We start from the raw sequence: 19,845 nt of genomic DNA on the forward strand, positions 1-19,845 counted from the left end.
TTCCGATGAGGCGGATGCGCTGCTGCAAATGCAGCAGCAGTTTTTGGCTGGCCCGCTTGCTCAGCACGATGCGGCAGTGCTTTCTGCCTGGCAGCCAAAGTCGCGTTCGCTGTGGCGCTATTTGCAGCCAATTATGGCGCTGCGAGCAGAGATGCGTCAGGCGGTCTCGATCATTGATGGTCACCGTGTTCATTACTGGGTAGGCGGACAGGCGGAAGGGCCTACCATGCTGTTACTGCATGGCTTTGGTGCCAGTCGCGAAAACTGGGCATTTTTATTGCCGAGACTGGCGCAGACGTTTCGCTTATTGGTGCCCGATTTACCGGGTTTTGGTGTCAGCGAATTCCGCTACGGTGCTGAGTATGCACTGAGTGCTCAAGCGGACAGAATGGCGGCATTCCTGGCTAAACAAGGGGGTGGCCCTGCCTACGTGGTAGGCAGTTCAATGGGTGGGGCAATCGCCGCGCAACTGGCGGCTCGCCATGCAGAATCCGTGGCGGCGCTGTGCCTAATGAATGCAGCCGGTGCCCCCGGTAGCAGAATGAGCGTGCTGGAAAGTGGCTTGGCCGCCGGGCGCAACTACCTTGCGCCAAAACAACACAGCGACACCGCCAAGGTAATGGCGATTTGCCTACACCGCCGTCACCGGCTAATGGGGATGGGGTTAGCCTGGGCAATGGCCGGAGAAATGTGTCATCGCCACCCTGTGAATAAGTATCTTTTCGAGTCTCTCGTGACGTCATTGCACGATACATGGTGTTGTCTGCAGGGGATATCAGCACCAACGCTGGTGTTGTGGGGCGATAGCGACAGGGTACTTGATGTGAGTTGCAGTGACGCTTTTCGGCAGCAAATTCCCCAGAACCACGTGATGGTGATGCCGGGCGTTGGTCACCTACCGATGCTGGAGGAACCCGCGGCGACGGCTAATGTGCTTCGTGATTTTTGGGTCGGCAAAATGGAACTATCACTATGAATGCGAATATCCATCAGCGAGCGCAGGACACTGTGTTGGACGTGGCGATTATCGGTGCGGGTTTCGGTGGGCTAGGCCTGGCTATTCAGTTGCAGAAGCAGGGCATCAATAACTTTCAGCTCTTCGAACAAGCGGAGGACGTTGGCGGGGTTTGGCGCGACAATCTCTACCCGGGAGCGGCCTGTGACGTGCCATCGCATCTCTACTCATTTTCCTTTGAGCCCAACCCTCGGTGGGGGCGCTTGTTCAGCCCACAGCAAGAGATTTATCGCTACCTGCGCCACTGCGCGGATAAATATCAGTTGCGGCCAAAAATTCGCTTCTCCACGCGGGTAACCGCGGCTGACTATTGTGAAAGCAGCGCTCAGTGGCGTTTGGAATTGGCAGGCGGGCACCCCGTATTTGCGCGTGCTGTTGTGGTTGCCATCGGCGCTCTGAACATTCCTCAATACCCCAATATCGAGGGTATTGAGCGCTTTAAAGGGGTGGTGATGCACACCGCACAGTGGCAGCGCGATGCTAACTTACGCGGCAAGCGTGTTGCGGTGGTGGGTACTGGCGCAAGCGCTATTCAGGTGATTCCCGCTATTCAGCCAGAAGTCGGTTCACTCACGGTATTTCAGCGTACGCCGCCCTGGGTGCTACCCAAACACGATCGTCGCCTAACCGCGGATGAACACGCACGTTTTCGCCGGTGGCCGCTGTTGCAGCGGATAGTTAGGCGCCTTCAGTATGTGAAGATGGAAAGCGTCTTGCCAGCATTTATCTGGGACAGTCTATTCACTCGCTTGGGCGAGTGGGCCGGGCGCAAATACCTGCGCAGCGTTGTTAAAGATGAAGCGCTCAGAAACGCCCTGACACCGCAGTACTCGATGGGCTGCAAGCGCGTATTGTTGTCTGATGATTATTACCCCGCGCTCTGCCAGAACAATGTAAATGTGGTCGCCGACGGGGTAGCGCGTATGGATGAATCGGCGATTTATAGCAGTGATGGTGAACGGCACGAAGTCGATGCGGTGATTCTTGCTACTGGTTTCAAGGTTCCTTCTGCAGGTGCGCCAATGCCTGTTCGCGGCTTGGGTGGGCGCTCTCTTGAAGAGGATTGGGCTGAGGGGGCCGAGGCGTACAAGGGCATTACTGTGTCTGGCTATCCGAACTTGCTTTACCTGATGGGCCCTAATACCGGCCCCGGTAATACCTCCGTTATCTTCTACATCGAGTCGCAGATTAGCTATGTGCTGCAATACTTGCAGACGCTGCGCGAACGGCCTGATTGTGGTCTGGACATCAAAGCGGATGTGCAGGATCAGTACAACAGGCGCATTCAAAACATGTTTCGTGGAACGACCTGGATGTCGGGCTGTAACAGTTGGTATCTGGCCCAAGATGGCCGCAACACGACGCTATGGCCGGGGTTTTCGTGGCGCTACCGCCTGATGACGCGCCGCTTTGCCTTGTCGGACTATCGTGTTGTCGCAGCGGATAGCGCCAAACCGGCATTATCCGCTCACGAACCCGTTGCACTGGATTGTGCAGAGCTTCCCTAAGTGTTCAAAGAGGTTTATTGATGACTAAGGTAAAACAGGTCGTTGCCGTATCGGGTGCGGCGTCGGGAATTGGTTTAGCGTTGGTAAAGCAACTTCTTGGGGAGGGCTGCGCAGTCGCAGCCTCGGATATATCAGCAAAAAATTTGGCCGCCTTACGCCCGCTCGCGGATGAACAACACTTGCTGCTTAGTTGCGTTGACGCTGCTGAGCAGACGGCTGTTGCCCTCTGGGCCGCGGAGGTGAAAGAACATTTCGGACGGATTGATGCGGTGATAAACAATGCGGGTGTGTCGCTGAGTTGTCATGCCGCAGAGCAGCCCCGAGAGCACTTTAGCTGGCTGATGAATATCAATTTTTGGGGTGTCGTCAACGGCTGCGAAGCGTTTTTGCCTTACGTAAAGGACGCGGGCGGCTGTATCGTCAATATATCCAGCCTGTTTGGCCTGCTGGCGGTGCCGTCGCAGTCGGCCTACAACGCGGCAAAATTCGCCGTACGTGGCTACTCAGAGTCTCTCCGTCAGGATTTAAAGGGCAGTGGCGTTGCGGTGCTTACCGTCCACCCCGGCGGCATTAAAACGAATATTGCGCGAAACGGGCGACATTTTCATGACCTTCACGGCAAGGAGAGTGATTTGGACGCCACAGCGGCAAATTTCGACAAAGTGGCGCGCACCAGCCCCGAGCGAGCTGCAGCGAAAATTATTCATGCCATGCGCCGCCGCCGTCGACGTTTGCTGATTGGCAGCGACGCCGTTTTTCTGGATTGGGTTCAACGTTTATTTCCCGCCAATTACGATCGCTGGTTGGCGCCACTAATACGTTTGTCGTAACGTTTGCTTTGGGCTGCCCTCAGCCCTTTTTTCTTACTACCTGAGCGAGGGCGCTGCTGTTATGCTTGCCGGCTTGTAAATAGCGGAGGAGTGCAGGTGAGCGCTACGATACAGCTAGAGCCGTCCTGGCTTGAGGAATTGCGTGGAGAGTTCGAGCAGGAGTATATGCATACGCTGCGGCAATTCTTGCAGCAGCGTCGCGAGCAGGGGGCGCAGATTTATCCTCGCCCGTCTCAATGGTTCGCCGCGTTAGACAGTACGCCTTTCAAACAGGTGAAGGTAGTGATCTTAGGGCAGGACCCTTATCACGGCCCTGGCCAAGCCCACGGCTTGTGCTTTTCTGTGCAACCGGGGGTAAAGCCGCCGCCGTCGCTGGTCAATATTTTTCAAGAGCTGCAGAGTGATTTAGCGATCGAACCTGCGCAGCATGGTTATCTGCAGTCATGGGCTGAGCAGGGTGTGCTATTGCTCAACAGTGTTCTCACGGTCGAGCAAGGACAGGCGGGTGCTCATCAGGGCAAGGGCTGGGAACGGTTCACCGATGCAATCGTGTCTTTGCTAAATCAACATCGCGACGGTTTGGTGTTTTTACTGTGGGGCTCTCACGCACAAAAGAAGGGCGCTGCGATTGATTCGAGCAGGCACTGCGTCCTGAAGGCGCCTCACCCGTCGCCGCTGTCGGCCTACCGAGGTTTCTTCGGCTGCAAGCATTTTTCTCAAGCCAACGCCTATTTACAGGCGCGAGGGCAGACACCTGTCGATTGGCGCCTACCTTCTGCGTAACGATTTACAGGTCCGGTAGCTCATAGGGAAGCGGTAGCAGTGTGACGCGGTGCTTGCCGTCGGCGGTAAAGATAGGCGAGTTCACCGCATCAACCGCGAGTACCGCCAGCAGTATGCTGTGGTCATCTGCGTTATATAGCGAAACGAGCTTGCCGATACTCTGCGTGTCACCGTCGCCAAACAGCTCCGTAGCATCGCTTTCATTTATCAAGGCGTCCACTTTCGCGGCGTAGAGGCGGCGTTTGAGTTTGCCTCGATATTGAATGCGAGCGACCACTTCCTGGCCGGTGTAGCAGCCCTTTTTGAAATTTACCGCGCCCACCAACTGGTAGTTCAATTGTTGGGGCAGGAAGAGGTCCTGTGTTGCAGCGTGCACCTCGCCGACCCCTTGCAAGATGTTATCTCTCTCCCAGTCAGCGCTATCGCGAACGGCGACGCCGTCACAGAGCGCGGGCCAAAATTCGGCGGCGCGCGTGTCGGTGAGCCAGCACTCATAGCGCAGGCCGTCGTCGTCCAGTTGAACGATGATCGTGTCAGGGTCTACGGTGAGGCTCTCCAGCGCCGCGCTGGGGGCGGCGCCGAAGAGGGAGCGCAAACGCTGCCTGGCGCCGGGGCCAGCCACACCAATGGCAAAGCGCGTTCGGGGCTGATCACCAATTTCGGCTTTTGAGAACACAATATATTTTTTCAGCAGGCTGCGGGTGTTTTCACAAATATCGGCACGCATACGCAACAGGGCCAGCGTTTCAGAAGGCTGAGCGCCGATAAAGCTGCTCAGCACGCGACCTTTGATATTGCAGTAAGCGCCGCGGCTGGTCTGGGCCGGGGTGATCGCGCGCCAGTCGCAGCTGGTTTGCCCCTGCAAAAAAGTGCTGCTGTCAGGTCCATCTACGTGTAAAAAGTCGTATTGATAGAGCGGTGATACCCAGTCGGCTGCGCCGTGTTGTTGCTCGCCGCTGGCCCAGAAGCCGCTCGGTTTGATTTGGCTCTGGGGGAATTGCTTGGAAAGTAGCGCTTCAAATGTGCTCATGGGTCCTGTGCTACCGTTTCGTCGGTACCGTGTGGTGAATGAGGGATAGTATTCTGGTGTGATTTTCACGCCTTTCGGTTAGACGCTAACCGCTTCGCGGCGTGAATTACCAGTGGCGGGGGAGCTTTGACTGCAATACTGGCTCAGGATCACGGTATACTATACAAGTAAATGTCGCCAATGTTGGTGGCTCTCCCTTTATGCAGTGGAAAATAATGCTTTCGGAAAACGAGATCAAGCGAATTTACTGGGCCTGCCGGCGTGGCATGCTCGAATTAGACCTAGTTATGGTGCCTTTTTTTGAGCAGCGCTTCCGGTCCCTCGACGAGCGCGATCAGCAGCGTTTCATTCGCCTGCTTGAGAGTGAGGATACTGAGTTATTCCAGTGGTTTCTGGGAACCACCAGCCCGGAAGACCCTGAGTTGGCCAGTATTGTGAATGATATCAACGCATTCTCCCGCGCCGCTAAGGCTTGAGCTGCGCGCTTCGCGTATCGGCTTTTGCGTATTTTGCCTGCTCGCCGCGTTGGCGCTAGTGCTGACACCCACCATCGCTCCGTCGGTTGAGCGTTGGGCGGGGGGCGGCTTCGTGGCAGCGAGCGCCGTGTTGCTTCTTCAATGTATCGTGCTGGCCTACGTATGGCGGATTTGGCGAAAAACGCGGTCAGTTATTTTCGGCAACGGTTTGGTGTTGCACGCAGACGGCGGCGGTTGGCGAGCAGACATTGAGGGCAAAGTCGTGGGCCTGGATCTCAGCTGCCAGTACTTCTCCCGTCATTTACTGGTATTACAGCTTTGCACCGATGGTCGGTGTTGGTCGCTACCGATACTGGCGGATCAACTAAGTCGGGAAGACTTTCGCGCCTTACGGCGTGCTCTGCTACATGGCCGTTGGTAACGTATCACTGTCTGTCATTACCCAAGCGCTGCAGTTTAGCTCGTGCTCTGATGACCGTAATTGTCAGGTACCAATACAGTGTCTCGCGCCGTGGGCAGCGTGGCGGGGTAGTCCAGCGTGTAGTGGAGGCCTCGGCTCTCTTTCCGTTGCATGGCGCTGCGAATAATCAGTTCAGCGACCATGGCGAGATTGCGCAGCTCCAATAAATCATTACTGACTTTATAATTGGAATAATATTCAGCGATTTCCTGCTGTAATAGGGCGGCGCGGTTCAGTGCCCGCTGCAGGCGCTTATCGGTGCGTACAATGCCGACGTAGTCCCACATAAAGCGCCGTAATTCGTCCCAGTTGTGCGAAATGATCACATCTTCATCAGAGTCAGTCACCATTGATTCATCCCAGGGTGGTGCAATAAGCGGTGCGCAGAGGTCGTCGAGGCGGCTGTTGATATCTGCTGCGGCCGCGCCGCCATAAACAAGGCATTCGAGCAGTGAATTACTCGCCAGGCGATTTGCGCCGTGCAGTCCGGTAAAGGCGGTTTCACCGATGGCGTACAGTCCCTCAACATCGCTGCGGCCGCGTTGGTCGACCATCACGCCACCGCAGGTATAGTGAGCGGCGGGAACGACCGGGATCGCTTCGCGGCTGATGTCGATACCGAGCTCAAGGCAGCGCGCTTTAATAGTGGGAAAGTGCTCAAGCAGGAACTCTGAGCTTTTATGGCTAATGTCTAGGTAGACGCAGTCGCTGCCGAGCCGCTTCATTTCATGGTCGATGGCGCGCGCAACAACATCGCGAGGGGCGAGTTCTCCGCGCTCATCATAGCGCTGCATAAAGCGCTCGCCTTTGGCGTTGAGCAATTTCCCACCTTCCCCTCGTATGGCTTCGGTGATAAGGAAGGACTTCGCCTTGGGGTGATACAGGCACGTGGGGTGGAATTGATTGAATTCCATATTCGCGACCCGACAGCCCGCGCGCCACGCCATCGCAATACCGTCGCCGGTAGCGCCGTCGGGGTTGCTGGTATAAAGGTAGGCCTTGTTTGCGCCCCCGGTTGCCAAAACGCTGGCGCGGGCGTGGAACAATTCCACATGGCCGCTGTCTCTGTTAAGCACGTAGGCGCCATGACAGCGTCCGTCGCGGACGACGAGGTCTATTGCGACGTGACGGTTAAATATCTCGATATTGTGGTGCTCTTTGGCTTTGGTGCTCAGCGTTGTCGACACCGCGCGGCCCGTGGCGTCAGCCGCGTGAATAATTCTGCGTTGGCTATGGCCGCCCTCCCGGGTGAGGTGTAGTTCGTTGCTGTCGTTGTCGAAACGGCTGAATTGGACACCTTGAGCGAGCAGCCAGTCGATACTGGCGCTGCTATGCTCAACGGTGAAGCGTACGGCGTCTTCGTGGCAAAGTTGTGCGCCGGCGTTCAGGGTGTCGCTGACATGGGCATCGATACTGTCATTTTTATGGAGGACAGCGGCAATACCGCCTTGAGCCCAATAGGTTGCGCCCTCGTTGAGCTCGCTCTTGCAAAGCACGGCGACTTTGGCGTGGCTGGCAAGCTGTAGCGCCAGTGATAGGCCAGCAGCGCCGCTGCCGATAACTAGCACATCGTGGGCATGGAAATGGCTCATTGCGGATGTTTGCTCCCGAGGCGGTCCGGCGATACTATGCCGTCGGAGTTTAAGAGGCGCAAAGTATACTGGTAGCTGCGCCGCAGACCAACACGCGTGGTGTTCTCACGCGGTAGTTTAAGGACAGTAATGTTAGAACTTCTTCAAAATTCGCTGGTCTATTTGGCAAGCGCTGCTGATCGACCATTGGTGAATGTACATGAGCCAAGCTAAACAGGCAGACCAGCAGCTCGTTGAGCGAGTCCAGCAGGGGGATAAGCGTGCCTTTGATCTGCTGGTACTTAAGTATCAACACAAAATATTTGGTCTGATATCCCGCTATATCAAAGATAGTGACGAAGTGCAGGATGTTGCCCAGGAAGCCTTTGTTAAAGCCTATCGGGCTTTGCCCAAGTTCCGTGGGGACAGTGCCTTTTATACTTGGTTGTATCGCATTGCGATCAACACGGCGAAAAACTATCTGGTCGCTCGCAACCGTCGCCCGCCGGGCAGTGACGTGGATGTGGCTGATGCCGAATATTTTGAGGGGCCGTCTGCTTTAAAAGAAGTCGAGACGCCAGAGAACCGCTTGTATGGCGAAGAGCTAAAAAATGTGGTTCAGGACGCGATCAAAACTTTGCCTGAAGATTTGCGCGCAGCGCTAACTCTGCGTGAATTTGATGGTCTCAGTTATGAAGATATTGCAGCGGTGATGGATTGCCCTGTTGGAACAGTGCGGTCGCGAATTTTCAGGGCTCGCGAGGCGGTGGATAGTCGAGTAAGAGCCCAAGTGAGTGGCGAAGAGGTGTAAATATGAAAGATGGCATCAGAGAATCTCTGTCGGCAATGATGGATGGTGAAGCCAGTGAGCTTGAGTTGCGCCGAGTTCTGCGCTCAGAAGATGCGGCCTTGCGCGCGGAGTGGGCGTCGCTCCACCGCAATCAACAGGTGATGCATGACGGCGAGCTGCCGTTTGCCGGGTTCGATATTTCGGGCCGAGTGATGGCCGCGATTGACGATGAGCCAAGTGCGGTGAAACGCGGCTCGTCCTGGCGTCAAGCGCTAACCGGCATGGCCGTCGCTGCCAGTGTTGCGGCAGTCGTCGTGTTCGCCGGCAGTGAACGTATGCTCGGCGGTGGCACCTCAATGCTGGCGGCGTCGGAGACGTCGGTGAGCAGCGGCCGTGTTTACCCCGCTCAAATGTCACCTGCCAATGGCGGTGTTCCTGTAAGTGCCATAGCAGGGGGTACGCCCAGTATGAGCCCAGCAGTGAAGAGCGAAGCCGACAAGCGTTTCGACGTATTGCTTCGCAAGCATACCGAGCGGGCGTCGCTGAATAATGGCCAAGGCTTCGTTTCGTATGCGCGGGTGGTGTCTCAGGAGTCAGAATAAGTGCGTTGTCGTGTGATATTGGCGGTCGCTGCGCTGGCGTTTAGTCAAGCCAGTTGGGCGAATGGTCCGGAAACGTGGCTGAAGCGAATGACCGACAGCCATCGGACCCTCAACTATCAGGGTGTAGTGACTTACCAAGTCGACGACCGACTTAGCAGTTTTAAGGTCAGTCATGTTGTCAAAGATGGTCGCGAGTACGAGTCACTCGAAGCGCTAAGTCACGGCGAGCATGAGGTGATTCGTCAGGGGCACGATATTAGCTGTGTGCACCCCGGCCCTGAATTATTGCATCTTCTTGCCGGTGACTCGCCAGAAGCGAAGCAATTGCAGAAGCTTTACCATTTGTCCCTCCGAGAATCGGGCAGCGTTGCTGGTCGCGCGGCAATAGGGTTGTCGGTCCAGCCTAAAGACGTATACCGCCTTGGATACCGGCTCGCTCTGGATAAAGAAACGGGGTTGTTGTTGCGCTCTGAAATCGTTAATAAGCGCGGCAAGGTTCTTGAGCGCTTTGAGTATGTTGTGCTTGATCTCAGTTTTGATGAGGCAGCGCTTGAGCGCGATGAGTCACAGCTCATCGCACACCCCCCCGTTGGCGAGCAAGGCAGCGTCCCAGAGGTTAACTGGCGCGTATCCTGGTTGCCTGATGGCTTTACGCCCTTGGCCGTTCGTGATCAGGCGCCGAGCATCAGTTACACAGACGGTTTGGCGGTATTCACGGTTTTTGTTGAGTCCACCCAGGGTGCCGCGTCGCAGAGTGATAGCCATATGCGGCGAGGCGCGTCAGTAAGTTACAGCACTACCCACAAATCGCGTGGCGTACGCGTGTCAGTGGTGGGTGAGATTCCCATGCTGACCGCGAGACAGGTAGCACTCGGCGTGGAGTGGCCTGAATAATGATTTGTGAGCGCGGGCGTGTTGTGGCTGTGGAGGCGTCGGCTCTGTGGGTAGAGACCGTGTCCCAAAGTAGCTGCGCTAGCTGCTCTGCGAAGAAAGGCTGCGGGCAGGGGCTGATGAACAGTTTGCACGATGGTCGCCGCAATCAGTTGCGTATCGCGCTAAATGGGCTCCCCGCGAGTGACTACCCCGTGGGTAGCGATGTGGATATTGCCATTCCCGAAGCTGCGTTAGTGGGTGGTGCGTTTATTGTCTACCTGCTGCCTTTGCTGAGTATGATCCTCGGTATGCTTGCTGGGAATAGCCTGTCGGGTAGTGAGAGCGTTGCTGCAGTGTCGGCACTGGTGGGATTTTTGCTGGGGCTGGGCGGTGTACGGGCCCACGCACTATTGAGCCGAAACAGCGAGCGTTTTCAGCCCCGTTTAGTCGGGCATCATGGCCGAGCGTCCGCCGAGCCACTGCAGTTTTTCGAGCATTAATAGGCATTTAGCCGCCTCCTGTGACAATACACATAGCTTAGGTAGCGGGCTTTGCGATACAATCGCGCCTTTATTTTCCTCAATGGCTTTGTCCCGGGGTTCTGCCAAACGTGCCTAGTCTCGACCTAATTCGTAACTTTTCTATTATTGCCCATATCGACCACGGAAAATCGACCCTGGCGGATCGTTTTATCCAGTATTGTGGTGGCCTTGCTGACCGTGAAATGGCCGAGCAAGTGCTCGACTCAATGGATATTGAGCGCGAGCGGGGTATCACTATCAAAGCGCAGAGCGTGACGCTCGATTACACCGCGAAGGATGGGAATACCTATCAGCTCAATTTTATCGACACTCCGGGACACGTTGACTTCTCCTACGAGGTATCGCGCTCGTTAGCAGCATGTGAAGGCGCGCTCTTGGTGGTGGACGCCGCGCAGGGTGTTGAGGCGCAGTCGGTGGCAAATTGCTATACCGCGATAGAGCAGGGGCTCGAAGTACTGCCAATTTTGAACAAAATGGATCTTCCACAGGCCGACCCTGACCGGGTAAAACAGGAAATCGAAGAAATTATCGGCGTGGATGCCAGCGAGGCAGTGCCGGTCAGTGCGAAATCCGGAATGGGCATAGAGGATGCCTTAGAGCACTTAGTTGCCGCCATTCCCGCGCCCGAGGGGGACCCTGATGCCCCCTTGCAAGCCCTGATCATCGATTCCTGGTTCGACAACTACCAAGGGGTTGTCTCCTTGGTGCGAGTGAAGAACGGCACCCTGCGTAAAGGCGATAAGGTCATCAGTAAGTCGCTGGGTAAAACGCATTCCGTGGATGTCGTAGGGATATTCACGCCCAAGCAAACCAATACCGGTGTGCTCAAAGCCGGTGAAGTTGGCTTCCTTATCGCCGGCATTAAAGATATTCACGGCGCGCCAGTGGGGGATACCTTCACGCATGCCAATACACCTGATGTGGACGCGCTGCCCGGTTTTCAGAAAGTAAAGCCGCAGGTTTATGCCGGGATGTTCACGGTATCTACCGAAGACTACGAAGACTTTCGGGAGGCTTTAGGGAAGCTGACATTGAATGATGCTTCTTTGTTTTACGAGCCTGAAACATCAGATGCCCTGGGTTTTGGTTTTCGCTGCGGCTTCCTCGGCACGCTGCATATGGAGATCATTCAAGAGCGCCTGGAGCGTGAATACGATATTGATCTGATAACGACAGCGCCCACCGTAATTTATCAAGTGCTCAAGAAAAACGGCGAAGAGGTTATGGTTGATAACCCCTCGGTAATGCCCGACCCCGGCGAAGTTGAGGAAACCCGCGAACCGATCGCTAGGGTGAATATCCTGGTCCCGCAGGAACACCTCGGCAATGTGATGAGCCTGTGTTCGGAGAAGCGCGGCGTTCAGATTGATATGCAGTTTTTGGGGCAGCAAGTATCGCTGACATGGGACATCCCAATGAGCGAAGTGGTGCTGGACTTCTTCGACCGGTTGAAGTCGGTGAGCCGTGGCTTTGCCTCGCTTGACTACAGTTTTGAACGCTTCGAAGCGGCGAATCTGGTCAAGCTCGATGTGCTGATAAATGGTGACCGTGTTGATGCGCTGGCGATGATTGTCCATCGCGATTTCGCGCAGTCCCGCGGGCGGCTGTTAGTGGAAAAGATGAAAGAGCTTATTCCACGACAGATGTTTGACGTGGCAATTCAGGCGGCAATTGGTGGGCATGTTATTGCGCGCCAGACGGTAAAGGCGCTGCGTAAGAACGTAACTGCCAAGTGTTATGGTGGCGACGTATCGCGAAAGCGTAAACTGCTTGAGAAGCAAAAAGCAGGTAAAAAGCGGATGAAGCAAGTTGGGAATGTAGAGATTCCGCAGTCGGCATTTCTTGCCGTCTTAAAGGTAGATGGATAAGGGGTATATGGCCACATGGTTAATTTGATCTTACTGTTCGTCGCGGCGACGTCGCTGTGTGTGTGGCTACTTCAGGAAATCAAAGGGCGTCGGCAGATGCAAACCGCATTGCAGTGGTGTGCCGAGAAAAAAACCGCTAGCGATGCGGTGGCCCTGCGCCGTCAGGTTGTGCCCGCTTGGGTCGAGTGGAGCTATCGGTTGGTATCGGCACTGTGGCTGCTCTGGGTTGCCAGTGTTGTGCTGATTAAAGATGGCGATTTTGCACTGGCCTTGGTGGTGCTCACCGCGCTGGCAGGAGTGATTGCTGGCCTTGATCGCTTTGTTTTTGAAAAGGGCCGTCAGGCCTATGTTAACGCCGGCAAAATCGCCGTTTACATTACCTACTTTGTTAAGCAGGAGCAGGAGAACCTAAAGCGGGAATTTGGCGGGATGTTGCCGATCGCCGAGAATGCGCGGTCATTTTTCCCCGTGCTGCTCGTGGTATTGGTATTGCGCTCGTTTGTCGTTGAGCCGTTTCAAATTCCCTCCGCGTCGATGGTTCCCAGTCTCGAAGTTGGCGATTACATCCTGGTCAATAAGTTTAACTATGGGTTGCGCCTGCCGGTTGTCGGCACAAAAATTTTAGAAGTGGGCGAGCCCGAGCGCGGCGATGTTATGGTTTTCTTCCCTCCTGGTGACAGCCGCTACTTTATCAAGCGCGTCGTGGGTTTGCCTGGCGATAAACTGCGTTATGTTAATAAAAAGCTCTATGTGAATGACGAGTTAGTGCCCCATACCCTGGTGGCTGAAGTTCCGCCCTTGCAGCCTGTTACCCAGGTGGTTCGCGAGCAGCTCGGTAGTGTAGAGCACCTGATTCATCACGATAAACGCATTTATCGCGGTGATTTTGAAACAACGGTAAAACCCGGTCATTACTTTATGATGGGTGATAATCGCGACAATAGCAGTGATAGCCGAGTTTGGGGACAGGTTCCTGAGAAGAATATCGTCGGTCAGGCGTTTGCAATCTGGATGCACTGGCAATCCTTCTCTCAGCTACCCAGCTTTGATCGCGTTGGCCAAATACGTTAACGGTGCACAGGAGATAATAATGAAAAATCAGCAGGGCATTGGCCTACTATCCTTTGTCATCATCGTCGGTGTTGCCATGGTTTTGGGAACGATGGCAATTCGTCTCGCCCCCTTATACGTTGATTACTGGTCGCTCAGTCGTGTTATCAGTGACGTGGCCGAAGAGAGTAAAGGTGCCGAAGTGACGCCTGCACAGATTCGTCAAAAACTGTCGCGCAGGTTTATTACAAACCGGATCGAATCGATATCTTTGCGCGATATTAAGATCAAAAATAACGACGAGGGTGTGCTGATTGATGCCACCTACGAGAAACGCGTGCCGCTATTCATCAATATTGACGCTGTCGTTAAGTTTGAAGACGCGCTTTTTCAGGTTGAACGCTAACTGGTATGCCGACACTTTCCGATGTGCTGGGATACGCTTTTAATGACGACGCCTTGTTAACGCAGGCGCTGACTCACCGAAGCCTCAGTGCTGATCACAACGAGCGACTGGAGTTTCTTGGTGATTCGTTGCTGAATATGATCGTTAGTGATTTTTTGTACCGTCGTTTTCCAAATTTGGATGAGGGCGAGTTGAGTAGAATTCGCGCCTCGTTAGTGAGTGGAAAGGCCCTGGCGGCTGTCGCTGCTGAACTGAATCTCGGAGAGCACCTTCTGTTGGGAAGCGGCGAGCGCAACAGCGGCGGTAAGCGGCGCAGCTCCATCCTTGCGGATGCTGTTGAGGCCATTCTCGGTGCGATCTATCTCGATGGGGGCATGGCGTCGTGTCAGGCCTGTGTCCATCGTTGGTTTGCCGGCCGACTGGAGAGTATTGATCCCACCGCGAGTCACAAAGACGCTAAAACGCGGCTACAGGAATATTTGCAGGCGAGAAAGCAGCCCTTGCCGCAATACCGCCTCTGCTCGACAGAGGGCAAGTCTCATCAGCAGGCCTTTACTGTCGCATGTAAGGTAACGCTGCTGAACGGGGAAGTTGTGGCAACGGCAAGTAGTCGACGCAAGGCAGAGCAAGCTGCAGCAGAGCAAGTGCTGGCGCGGCTGGAGAAGCAAGCATGAAACACCAGAATGAGAGCGGCACACGCTGTGGTTATGTGGCAATTGTTGGCCGCCCGAATGTGGGTAAATCCACGCTACTTAACCATATACTCGGTCAAAAACTGAGTATCACGTCAAGAAAGCCCCAAACGACGCGCCACCAGCTGCTGGGGATTAAAACTGAGGGTGATACGCAGGCGATCTATGTCGACACCCCCGGGCTGCATTTGCGCGACGAAAAGGCGATTAACCGCTACATGAATCGGGCTGCCAGCTCGGCTCTGAAAGATGTTGATCTGGTGCTTTTTCTGGTAGATCGCGATCGCTGGACCGATGAAGACGACCTTGTTTTGGAGAAGGTGAAGCAGGTCGACTGCCCGGTCTTGCTGGTGGTAAACAAGATCGATCGGCTTAACGACAAATCGGAATTACTGCCATTGTTGGAACAGCTTGCTGAAAAGCACAGTTTCACTGAAATTGTGCCTGTCTCGGCATTGCGCGGCCACAACCGCGATGATCTTGAGGCCGTTATTGAACGCTATCTTCCAGAGGGGATACACCTCTTCCCCGAGGATCAGGTAACGGATCGCAGTGAGCGTTTTCTTGCGGCGGAGCTTGTTCGCGAAAAGATTATGCGTCAGCTGGGGGAGGAAGTGCCCTATGCGATGACGGTCGAAATTGAGGAATTCAAGGTATCACCGCGCCTGATAGAGATCAGCGCACTGATACTGGTAGAGCGCCAAGGGCAAAAGAAAATACTGATCGGTGAGAAGGGGAGTCGCCTCAGGCAGATTGGTACAGAGGCGCGCAAGGACATGGAGCGCGCGTTCGACAGCAAGGTCATGTTGCGCTTGTGGGTGAAAGTGAAATCTGGCTGGTCCGACGATGAGCGCGCCCTGCGAAGCCTCGGTTATAACGATTTCGAGTAGACCATGACTGCGCGTATAGAGGGTCAGCCCGCATACGTGTTACATCTTCGCGCCTATCGTGATAGCAGTGCGATCATCGATCTATTCAGCCGCGACTATGGCTATCTAAGCGTCGTAGCCAAGGGGCTTAAATCGTCGAGCAAGAGCCGCCAGCAATGGCGTGCGGCCTTGCAGCCTGGCAATCTTATTCAGGTCTCCTGGCAGGGGCGCAGTGAGTTAAAGACCTTAGTTGATGCGCAGCTGAACAGCACGTTTCCACTGCGCGGCAACGCGCTGTACTGCGCTTTCTACATCAACGAGTTATTGGGAAGATTGCTGCAACCTTTTGACCCCCAGGCGGAAGTTTTCAAGTTGTACGGCCGCTCTTTGCTGGAGCTGTCCTCAGGGAGCCATGTTGAACCCATACTGCGCAGCTTTGAGCTAACTTTACTTACCGAGCTGGGCTACGGTGTCGACTTCTCGCCCATTGAAAGCGCCCCCGAGGCCTATTTTATCTACGACCCGGAGCACGGCTTTTGCCAGGTATCGGCGTCGATGGACCCTCACCAGAAAGCGTTTTCCGGCCATCTATTGCAGCAGTTAGCACGTGCCGAGTGGGACGCCGACACGCTTAAAGTAGCGAAGCGTCTCAACCGGCTTATCCTTGCGCCCCTGTTGGGGGACCGGCCACTGAACAGTCGAAAACTGTTTCTCCGGCAGTACTCAGACTAAATCGCCGGCGCTGTTAGTCGAATAGGGCATCCAGCTCGTGTTCTTCGCGCCATGCCAGCAATTCGTCTATTCGCGTAATCACTGCGGTGAAGAGCGGTTGCTGAGGTGGCTTCTGGGCAGATAAATCGGCCTCTAATTCACAGACGGCTTGCTTGAGAAGTGGGACGCCGGTGTAGCAACAATTCCCTTTCAAACCGTGATTGAGTTCGGTCAGCGTATCCCACTCCTTGCTATCGAAGGCCTGTGTGAGCTGACTACGCAAACCTGGCAGCTCATCGAGCAGCATTGAGAGCATGTTTTTTGCCAGCGTAGGGCGCTGTTTGGACAGTAATAAGCACTGTTTAAGGTCCACGGGCCTGGGTTGCTCCTCGGCGTCGGCGTCTGCCTCAGGCGCGTGTGCGTCGGTTGGCGGCAGGTCACAGGAAGGGGCCAGGTAGTGTTGCAAAATATTGGTGAGCTGCTGCTCATTTACCGGTTTGCTCAGGTATTTATCGATGCCGGCATCGCGCAGCTGTGAGGGGTTTTCCGGTGCGAGGTAGGCCGACAGCGCCACAATTGGGGTGTGTTGGTTCTTTCCGCGCTGGCGTATCTGGCGGCTTGCGGCAATGCCGTCCAGCTGCGGCATCTGGATGTCGATAAATATCAGGTCGAAACACTGCTCCTGGCAATGGCTGACTGCTTCCACGCCATTTTGAGCGCTGACGGGGCTGATGCCGGCATCTTCCAGAAAGGTGGAGAGTATGAGCAGGTTAGACGGGTTGTCATCAACGATGAGCACTTGGCTATTGCGAAAATGTCGGTTGTTGAGTTGGTTATCATCGCTCAGGCCCGTATTCAGCGCGTCAAAAAGACGAACATGAGAAACCGGCTTGCTGAGCCAGACATTATTGTCTTGTGGGTGTTCCTCGCTGTGGTAGCTCAAAACCACGCAGGCGCCGTCGCGATGAATAGTGGGTAGCGGTTGGCAGCTCTCCTCTGCATCCAAGCTCAGAATGCAGTGGTCTGCCTGGGTATTAATATCATCAATTCCCTGGCAGAGCTGCACGTTCATGCCCCAGCCTTCGAGCAGGTCGCAAATGGCGAGGCCGTATAGCGGGCTGCTGTCATACAAGGCAACAGTACTACCCTGTAGGGATTGGAAGTCACGCATTTGCATCGCATTGTGATCAATTGCCAAGCGCAGACTAAACCAAAAGGTAGAGCCGTGTCCGAGCTCGCTTTCTACGCCGATTTCGCCGCCCATCTCCTTAACCAGGCCTTGAACAATGACCAGTCCCAGCCCGGTGCCGCCATATTGACGAGTGACAGATGCATCGCCTTGGCCAAAGTCTCGGAAGATATGCTTGCGCTGCTCTGCGCTCATACCAATGCCGCTGTCAGTGACCTTGAAGGTCAGTGTTGCGTAATCGTCGTCCCGCTCGCTACAGGAGATATCGACGCGAACGGTTCCGGTTGGGGTGAATTTAATCGCATTGCTAACTAAGTTCGTCAGCATTTGCCGGAGTCGGAGGGAGTCGCTGAGGATTGCCTCAGGGGTGTCTTTCTCGACAAACAGTGCAAGGTCGAGACGCTTCTCCGCTGCGCCGGGAGCGAGCATGATCAAGGTATCTTCAGCAAGTTCGCGGAGTTGCACTGGGGCTTTATCGAACACCAGCTTCCCAGCCTCAAGCTTGGAGAAGTCGAGAATATCGTTGATGATGGTGAGTAGGTTAACGGCGCTGTTGCGGATGGTCTCTACCGCTTCGCGCTGTCGCCCGCGAATATCCGCCTTGAGAAGAATATTACTGAAACCCAGAATACTGTTCAGAGGTGTGCGAATTTCATGGCTGGTATTGGCGAGAAATTCCGATTTAACTCGGCTTGCAGTGACGGCTTCGCGCCTAGCTAGGTCAAGCTCGATATTCTGTATTTCAAGCGTTTCTAAGGTTTCACGTAAGTCGCTGTTGGACTGTTCGAGGTTGAGTTGCAGCTCCTTTAGCTCCCTCACCTGCGCCGCGTTCAGTTCATTGAGATCCTCGGCTAGTTCACTGAATTCGTCGCCACCGGGAACATGAATGTGTAAGTCTCTCTGGCCGCTGGTGAGGCGGTGAGTTGCCATCCGCAGAATTTGTAAGTCGCGGCCGATGTTGTGATTGATATAACTAAAAAACAAGATACAAACGAGGACGCTGAGGCCCAGAAAAATCGCCGCGGCGAGGTAGCTCTGGTACTTCATTAGCTCGTATTGGTGCCAGCCATAGCTCATTTGCACCCAGCCGAGGTGGCCATCTGCATCGGTCTGATGGCCCTCTGTAGATAGCGGTGCATGAATCGCCCACGTAATTTGGAGATCATCGGCTTGATCCATGACCTTAAAGGGCATAAACCGGCTCAATCCCTCGACATTGGGCGGTGGCGTTCCGGGGCCTGCGTGCGAGATGAGTTCGAGGTCACTATTGTAGATACTCACCGCGCGTACACCGGGCTCCTCAAGCGCCGTATGTAGAATATAGGCCAGCGTATCTTCGTGGTGGTCCTGCATCATATGGCTAGAGACAACACTCAGCTGCTGGGCGGCGGATTTGGCACGCTGAGTAAGCAACTCTCTGCTGTCTGCCAGTTGCTGTTGAGTCAGGTAGGCACTGAAACCCACCGAAATGAGAAGTACGGGCAGTAGCCCCATGATCAAGATAAGCCGTTTAAATCCGTATCGCCTGCGCATGTGAACTGGAGCCTATGACTAGGGCAGTGGTATTATCACTGCCAAAAGTTTACGCGGTTGCCATCCTGTGGCCGCTTTATCACTGAAGCCTATAGCAGCTGGGGCAACGATTTCCCCTGCTGCGCTGCTGAAGTCGGCTTGAGGTCTCTACTGCAATGACAGATTTTCCTACCATTGAGCAATGTATTGGCAATACACCCTTAGTGAGGTTGCAACGCCTTAATCGCGACAGCAGTAATACGATTTTGCTGAAGCTAGAGGGAAATAACCCCGCTGGTTCCGTTAAAGACCGTCCGGCTATGAGTATGATAGCGCGCGCGGAGGCTCGGGGCGATATACAACCTGGTGACACGCTTATTGAAGCGACGAGCGGTAACACGGGGATCGCGCTGGCGATGGCCGCTGCCATTCGCGGCTATAAGATGGTGCTGATCATGCCAAGCCATATGAGCAGTGAGCGCAAATTGGCAATGTCTGCCTATGGCGCCACCCTTGTCGAGGTGAGTCAAGAAGAGGGAATGGAAGGGGCGCGAGACTTGGCCCTGGCGATGCAGGCAAGAGGCGAGGGAAAGGTACTGGATCAATTTGCAAATCCTGATAACCCCCTGGCTCACTATGAGGGAACTGGCCCTGAGATCTGGCGTCAGACCGATGGACGTATTACCCACTTTGTCAGCTCGATGGGAACCACCGGTACCATTATGGGCGTCTCCCGGTTCCTTAAGGAGCAAAACCCCAGTGTACAGATCGTTGGGCTGCAGCCAGAAGATGGCTCTAGCATTCCCGGTATTCGCCGCTGGCCTGAGGCTTACCTGCCAAAAATATATCAGGCCCCAAGGGTCGATCAGGTGATGGATATTGATCAGCAACTGGCTGAAAAAACCATGCGAGCACTTGCTGAGCAGGAAGGGATATTTTGTGGTGTGTCCTCCGGTGGCGCGGTCGCCGGAGCGCTTCGTCTTAGCGAACAGGTGGAAAACGCCGTAATTGTTGCCATTATTTGTGACCGCGGTGACCGCTATTTGTCCACCGGCGTTTTCTAGGCGG

20 protein-coding genes are annotated in these 19,845 nt (G+C 54.8%); 17 read left to right on the forward strand and 3 right to left on the reverse strand.

The features are described from left to right. From B3K78_RS01315 to ung, 4 genes are all read left to right on the forward strand, one after another. On the forward strand, nucleotides 1-976 hold a 976-nt coding region (locus B3K78_RS01315; RefSeq protein ID WP_286694014.1), incomplete at its 5' end, for an alpha/beta fold hydrolase. Next, nucleotides 973-2,523: a flavin-containing monooxygenase gene (locus B3K78_RS01320; RefSeq protein WP_286694015.1), complete on the forward strand. Its 1,551-nt coding sequence runs from the start codon at nucleotides 973-975 to the stop codon at nucleotides 2,521-2,523. The genes B3K78_RS01315 and B3K78_RS01320, both read left to right, overlap by 4 nt. A gap of 20 nt (nucleotides 2,524-2,543) precedes the next feature. Then, on the forward strand, nucleotides 2,544-3,353 hold the full coding sequence (locus B3K78_RS01325; protein ID WP_286694016.1) for an SDR family NAD(P)-dependent oxidoreductase: 810 nt from the start codon (nucleotides 2,544-2,546) through the stop codon (nucleotides 3,351-3,353). Nucleotides 3,354-3,449: 96 nt separating this feature from the next. Further along, nucleotides 3,450-4,136, forward strand: a complete 687-nt coding sequence (gene ung, locus B3K78_RS01330) for a uracil-DNA glycosylase (protein ID WP_286694017.1) — start codon at nucleotides 3,450-3,452, stop codon at nucleotides 4,134-4,136. Between the two features lie 4 nt (nucleotides 4,137-4,140). On the opposite strand, the gene ygfZ is transcribed toward ung, so the two are convergent. Further along, nucleotides 4,141-5,166: a CAF17-like 4Fe-4S cluster assembly/insertion protein YgfZ gene (gene ygfZ, locus B3K78_RS01335; RefSeq protein ID WP_286694018.1), complete on the reverse strand. Its 1,026-nt coding sequence runs from the start codon at nucleotides 5,164-5,166 to the stop codon at nucleotides 4,141-4,143. 215 nt (nucleotides 5,167-5,381) lie between these two features. Between ygfZ and B3K78_RS01340 the strand changes: the two genes are divergently transcribed. Together B3K78_RS01340 and B3K78_RS01345 are read left to right on the forward strand one after the other, a co-directional pair. Next, a complete protein-coding gene (locus B3K78_RS01340; RefSeq protein ID WP_027872700.1) occupies nucleotides 5,382-5,642 on the forward strand; it encodes an FAD assembly factor SdhE in 261 nt (86 codons plus the stop codon). Continuing rightward, a complete protein-coding gene (locus B3K78_RS01345; RefSeq protein ID WP_286694019.1) occupies nucleotides 5,605-6,063 on the forward strand; it encodes a protein YgfX in 459 nt (152 codons plus the stop codon). The genes B3K78_RS01340 and B3K78_RS01345 overlap by 38 nt, the downstream gene beginning before the upstream one ends. 35 nt (nucleotides 6,064-6,098) lie before the next feature. On the opposite strand, the gene nadB is transcribed toward B3K78_RS01345, so the two are convergent. Beyond that, nucleotides 6,099-7,694, reverse strand: coding sequence for an L-aspartate oxidase (nadB, locus tag B3K78_RS01350; RefSeq protein WP_286694020.1), 1,596 nt, complete (start codon nucleotides 7,692-7,694; stop codon nucleotides 6,099-6,101). Between the two features lie 193 nt (nucleotides 7,695-7,887). On the opposite strand from nadB, the gene rpoE reads away from it, so the two are divergent. The 10 genes from rpoE to recO all read left to right on the forward strand — a co-directional run bounded on the left by rpoE (nucleotide 7,888) and on the right by recO (nucleotide 16,097). Further along, nucleotides 7,888-8,484, forward strand: coding sequence for an RNA polymerase sigma factor RpoE (gene rpoE / locus B3K78_RS01355; RefSeq protein ID WP_027872698.1), 597 nt, complete (start codon nucleotides 7,888-7,890; stop codon nucleotides 8,482-8,484). A gap of 2 nt (nucleotides 8,485-8,486) precedes the next feature. Continuing rightward, entirely contained in the window at nucleotides 8,487-9,065 is a 579-nt protein-coding gene (locus B3K78_RS01360) for a sigma-E factor negative regulatory protein (protein ID WP_286694021.1), read from the forward strand. After that, entirely contained in the window at nucleotides 9,066-9,959 is an 894-nt protein-coding gene (locus tag B3K78_RS01365; protein ID WP_286694022.1) for a MucB/RseB family sigma factor regulatory protein, read from the forward strand. Continuing rightward, nucleotides 9,959-10,438: a SoxR reducing system RseC family protein gene (locus B3K78_RS01370; RefSeq protein ID WP_286694023.1), complete on the forward strand. Its 480-nt coding sequence runs from the start codon at nucleotides 9,959-9,961 to the stop codon at nucleotides 10,436-10,438. Before B3K78_RS01365 ends, B3K78_RS01370 begins: the two co-directional genes overlap by 1 nt. Before the next feature lie 110 nt (nucleotides 10,439-10,548). After that, nucleotides 10,549-12,348 carry a translation elongation factor 4 gene (gene lepA, locus B3K78_RS01375; protein ID WP_286694024.1) on the forward strand — a complete coding sequence of 600 codons (1,800 nt, stop codon included), beginning with the start codon at nucleotides 10,549-10,551 and terminating at the stop codon, nucleotides 12,346-12,348. A 15-nt stretch (nucleotides 12,349-12,363) separates the two neighbouring features. After that, entirely contained in the window at nucleotides 12,364-13,419 is a 1,056-nt protein-coding gene (gene lepB / locus B3K78_RS01380) for a signal peptidase I (RefSeq protein ID WP_204995587.1), read from the forward strand. Between the two features lie 19 nt (nucleotides 13,420-13,438). Next, nucleotides 13,439-13,804, forward strand: coding sequence for a DUF4845 domain-containing protein (locus tag B3K78_RS01385; RefSeq protein ID WP_204995586.1), 366 nt, complete (start codon nucleotides 13,439-13,441; stop codon nucleotides 13,802-13,804). A 5-nt stretch (nucleotides 13,805-13,809) separates the two neighbouring features. After that, on the forward strand, nucleotides 13,810-14,478 hold the full coding sequence (gene rnc / locus B3K78_RS01390) for a ribonuclease III (protein WP_286694025.1): 669 nt from the start codon (nucleotides 13,810-13,812) through the stop codon (nucleotides 14,476-14,478). Next, entirely contained in the window at nucleotides 14,475-15,386 is a 912-nt protein-coding gene (gene era / locus B3K78_RS01395) for a GTPase Era (RefSeq protein ID WP_204995584.1), read from the forward strand. Before rnc ends, era begins: the two co-directional genes overlap by 4 nt. 3 nt (nucleotides 15,387-15,389) lie before the next feature. Continuing rightward, complete coding sequence (gene recO / locus B3K78_RS01400; RefSeq protein WP_286694026.1) at nucleotides 15,390-16,097, forward strand: DNA repair protein RecO; 708 nt, start codon at nucleotides 15,390-15,392, stop codon at nucleotides 16,095-16,097. Between the two features lie 13 nt (nucleotides 16,098-16,110). Here the strand turns inward: recO and B3K78_RS01405 are convergent, their stop codons facing one another. Beyond that, complete coding sequence (locus tag B3K78_RS01405) at nucleotides 16,111-18,798, reverse strand: ATP-binding protein (protein ID WP_286694027.1); 2,688 nt, start codon at nucleotides 18,796-18,798, stop codon at nucleotides 16,111-16,113. 155 nt (nucleotides 18,799-18,953) lie between these two features. Between B3K78_RS01405 and cysM the strand changes: the two genes are divergently transcribed. Continuing rightward, a complete protein-coding gene (cysM, locus tag B3K78_RS01410) occupies nucleotides 18,954-19,841 on the forward strand; it encodes a cysteine synthase CysM (protein WP_204995581.1) in 888 nt (295 codons plus the stop codon). The last annotated feature ends 4 nt before the right edge of the window (nucleotides 19,842-19,845 follow it).

This window comes from Spongiibacter sp. UBA1325, assembly GCF_002306875.1.
Classification (GTDB): Bacteria; Pseudomonadota; Gammaproteobacteria; order Pseudomonadales; family Spongiibacteraceae; genus Spongiibacter; species Spongiibacter marinus.

Bases quoted from the DNA above. Each gene is read 5' to 3' on its own strand.
- B3K78_RS01320 (WP_286694015.1), top strand. From the start codon at position 973: ATGAATGCGAATATCCATCAGCGAGCGCAGGACACTGTGTTGGACGTG.
- B3K78_RS01325 (WP_286694016.1), top strand. From the start codon at position 2,544: ATGACTAAGGTAAAACAGGTCGTTGCCGTATCGGGTGCGGCGTCGGGA.
- ygfZ (WP_286694018.1), bottom strand. From the start codon at position 5,166: ATGAGCACATTTGAAGCGCTACTTTCCAAGCAATTCCCCCAGAGCCAA.
- B3K78_RS01340 (WP_027872700.1), top strand. From the start codon at position 5,382: ATGCTTTCGGAAAACGAGATCAAGCGAATTTACTGGGCCTGCCGGCGT.
- B3K78_RS01345 (WP_286694019.1), top strand. From the start codon at position 5,605: ATGATATCAACGCATTCTCCCGCGCCGCTAAGGCTTGAGCTGCGCGCT.
- nadB (WP_286694020.1), bottom strand. From the start codon at position 7,694: ATGAGCCATTTCCATGCCCACGATGTGCTAGTTATCGGCAGCGGCGCT.
- rpoE (WP_027872698.1), top strand. From the start codon at position 7,888: ATGTACATGAGCCAAGCTAAACAGGCAGACCAGCAGCTCGTTGAGCGA.
- B3K78_RS01360 (WP_286694021.1), top strand. From the start codon at position 8,487: ATGAAAGATGGCATCAGAGAATCTCTGTCGGCAATGATGGATGGTGAA.
- B3K78_RS01370 (WP_286694023.1), top strand. From the start codon at position 9,959: ATGATTTGTGAGCGCGGGCGTGTTGTGGCTGTGGAGGCGTCGGCTCTG.
- lepB (WP_204995587.1), top strand. From the start codon at position 12,364: ATGGTTAATTTGATCTTACTGTTCGTCGCGGCGACGTCGCTGTGTGTG.
- B3K78_RS01385 (WP_204995586.1), top strand. From the start codon at position 13,439: ATGAAAAATCAGCAGGGCATTGGCCTACTATCCTTTGTCATCATCGTC.
- rnc (WP_286694025.1), top strand. From the start codon at position 13,810: ATGCCGACACTTTCCGATGTGCTGGGATACGCTTTTAATGACGACGCC.
- era (WP_204995584.1), top strand. From the start codon at position 14,475: ATGAAACACCAGAATGAGAGCGGCACACGCTGTGGTTATGTGGCAATT.
- recO (WP_286694026.1), top strand. From the start codon at position 15,390: ATGACTGCGCGTATAGAGGGTCAGCCCGCATACGTGTTACATCTTCGC.
- B3K78_RS01405 (WP_286694027.1), bottom strand. From the start codon at position 18,798: ATGCGCAGGCGATACGGATTTAAACGGCTTATCTTGATCATGGGGCTA.
- cysM (WP_204995581.1), top strand. From the start codon at position 18,954: ATGACAGATTTTCCTACCATTGAGCAATGTATTGGCAATACACCCTTA.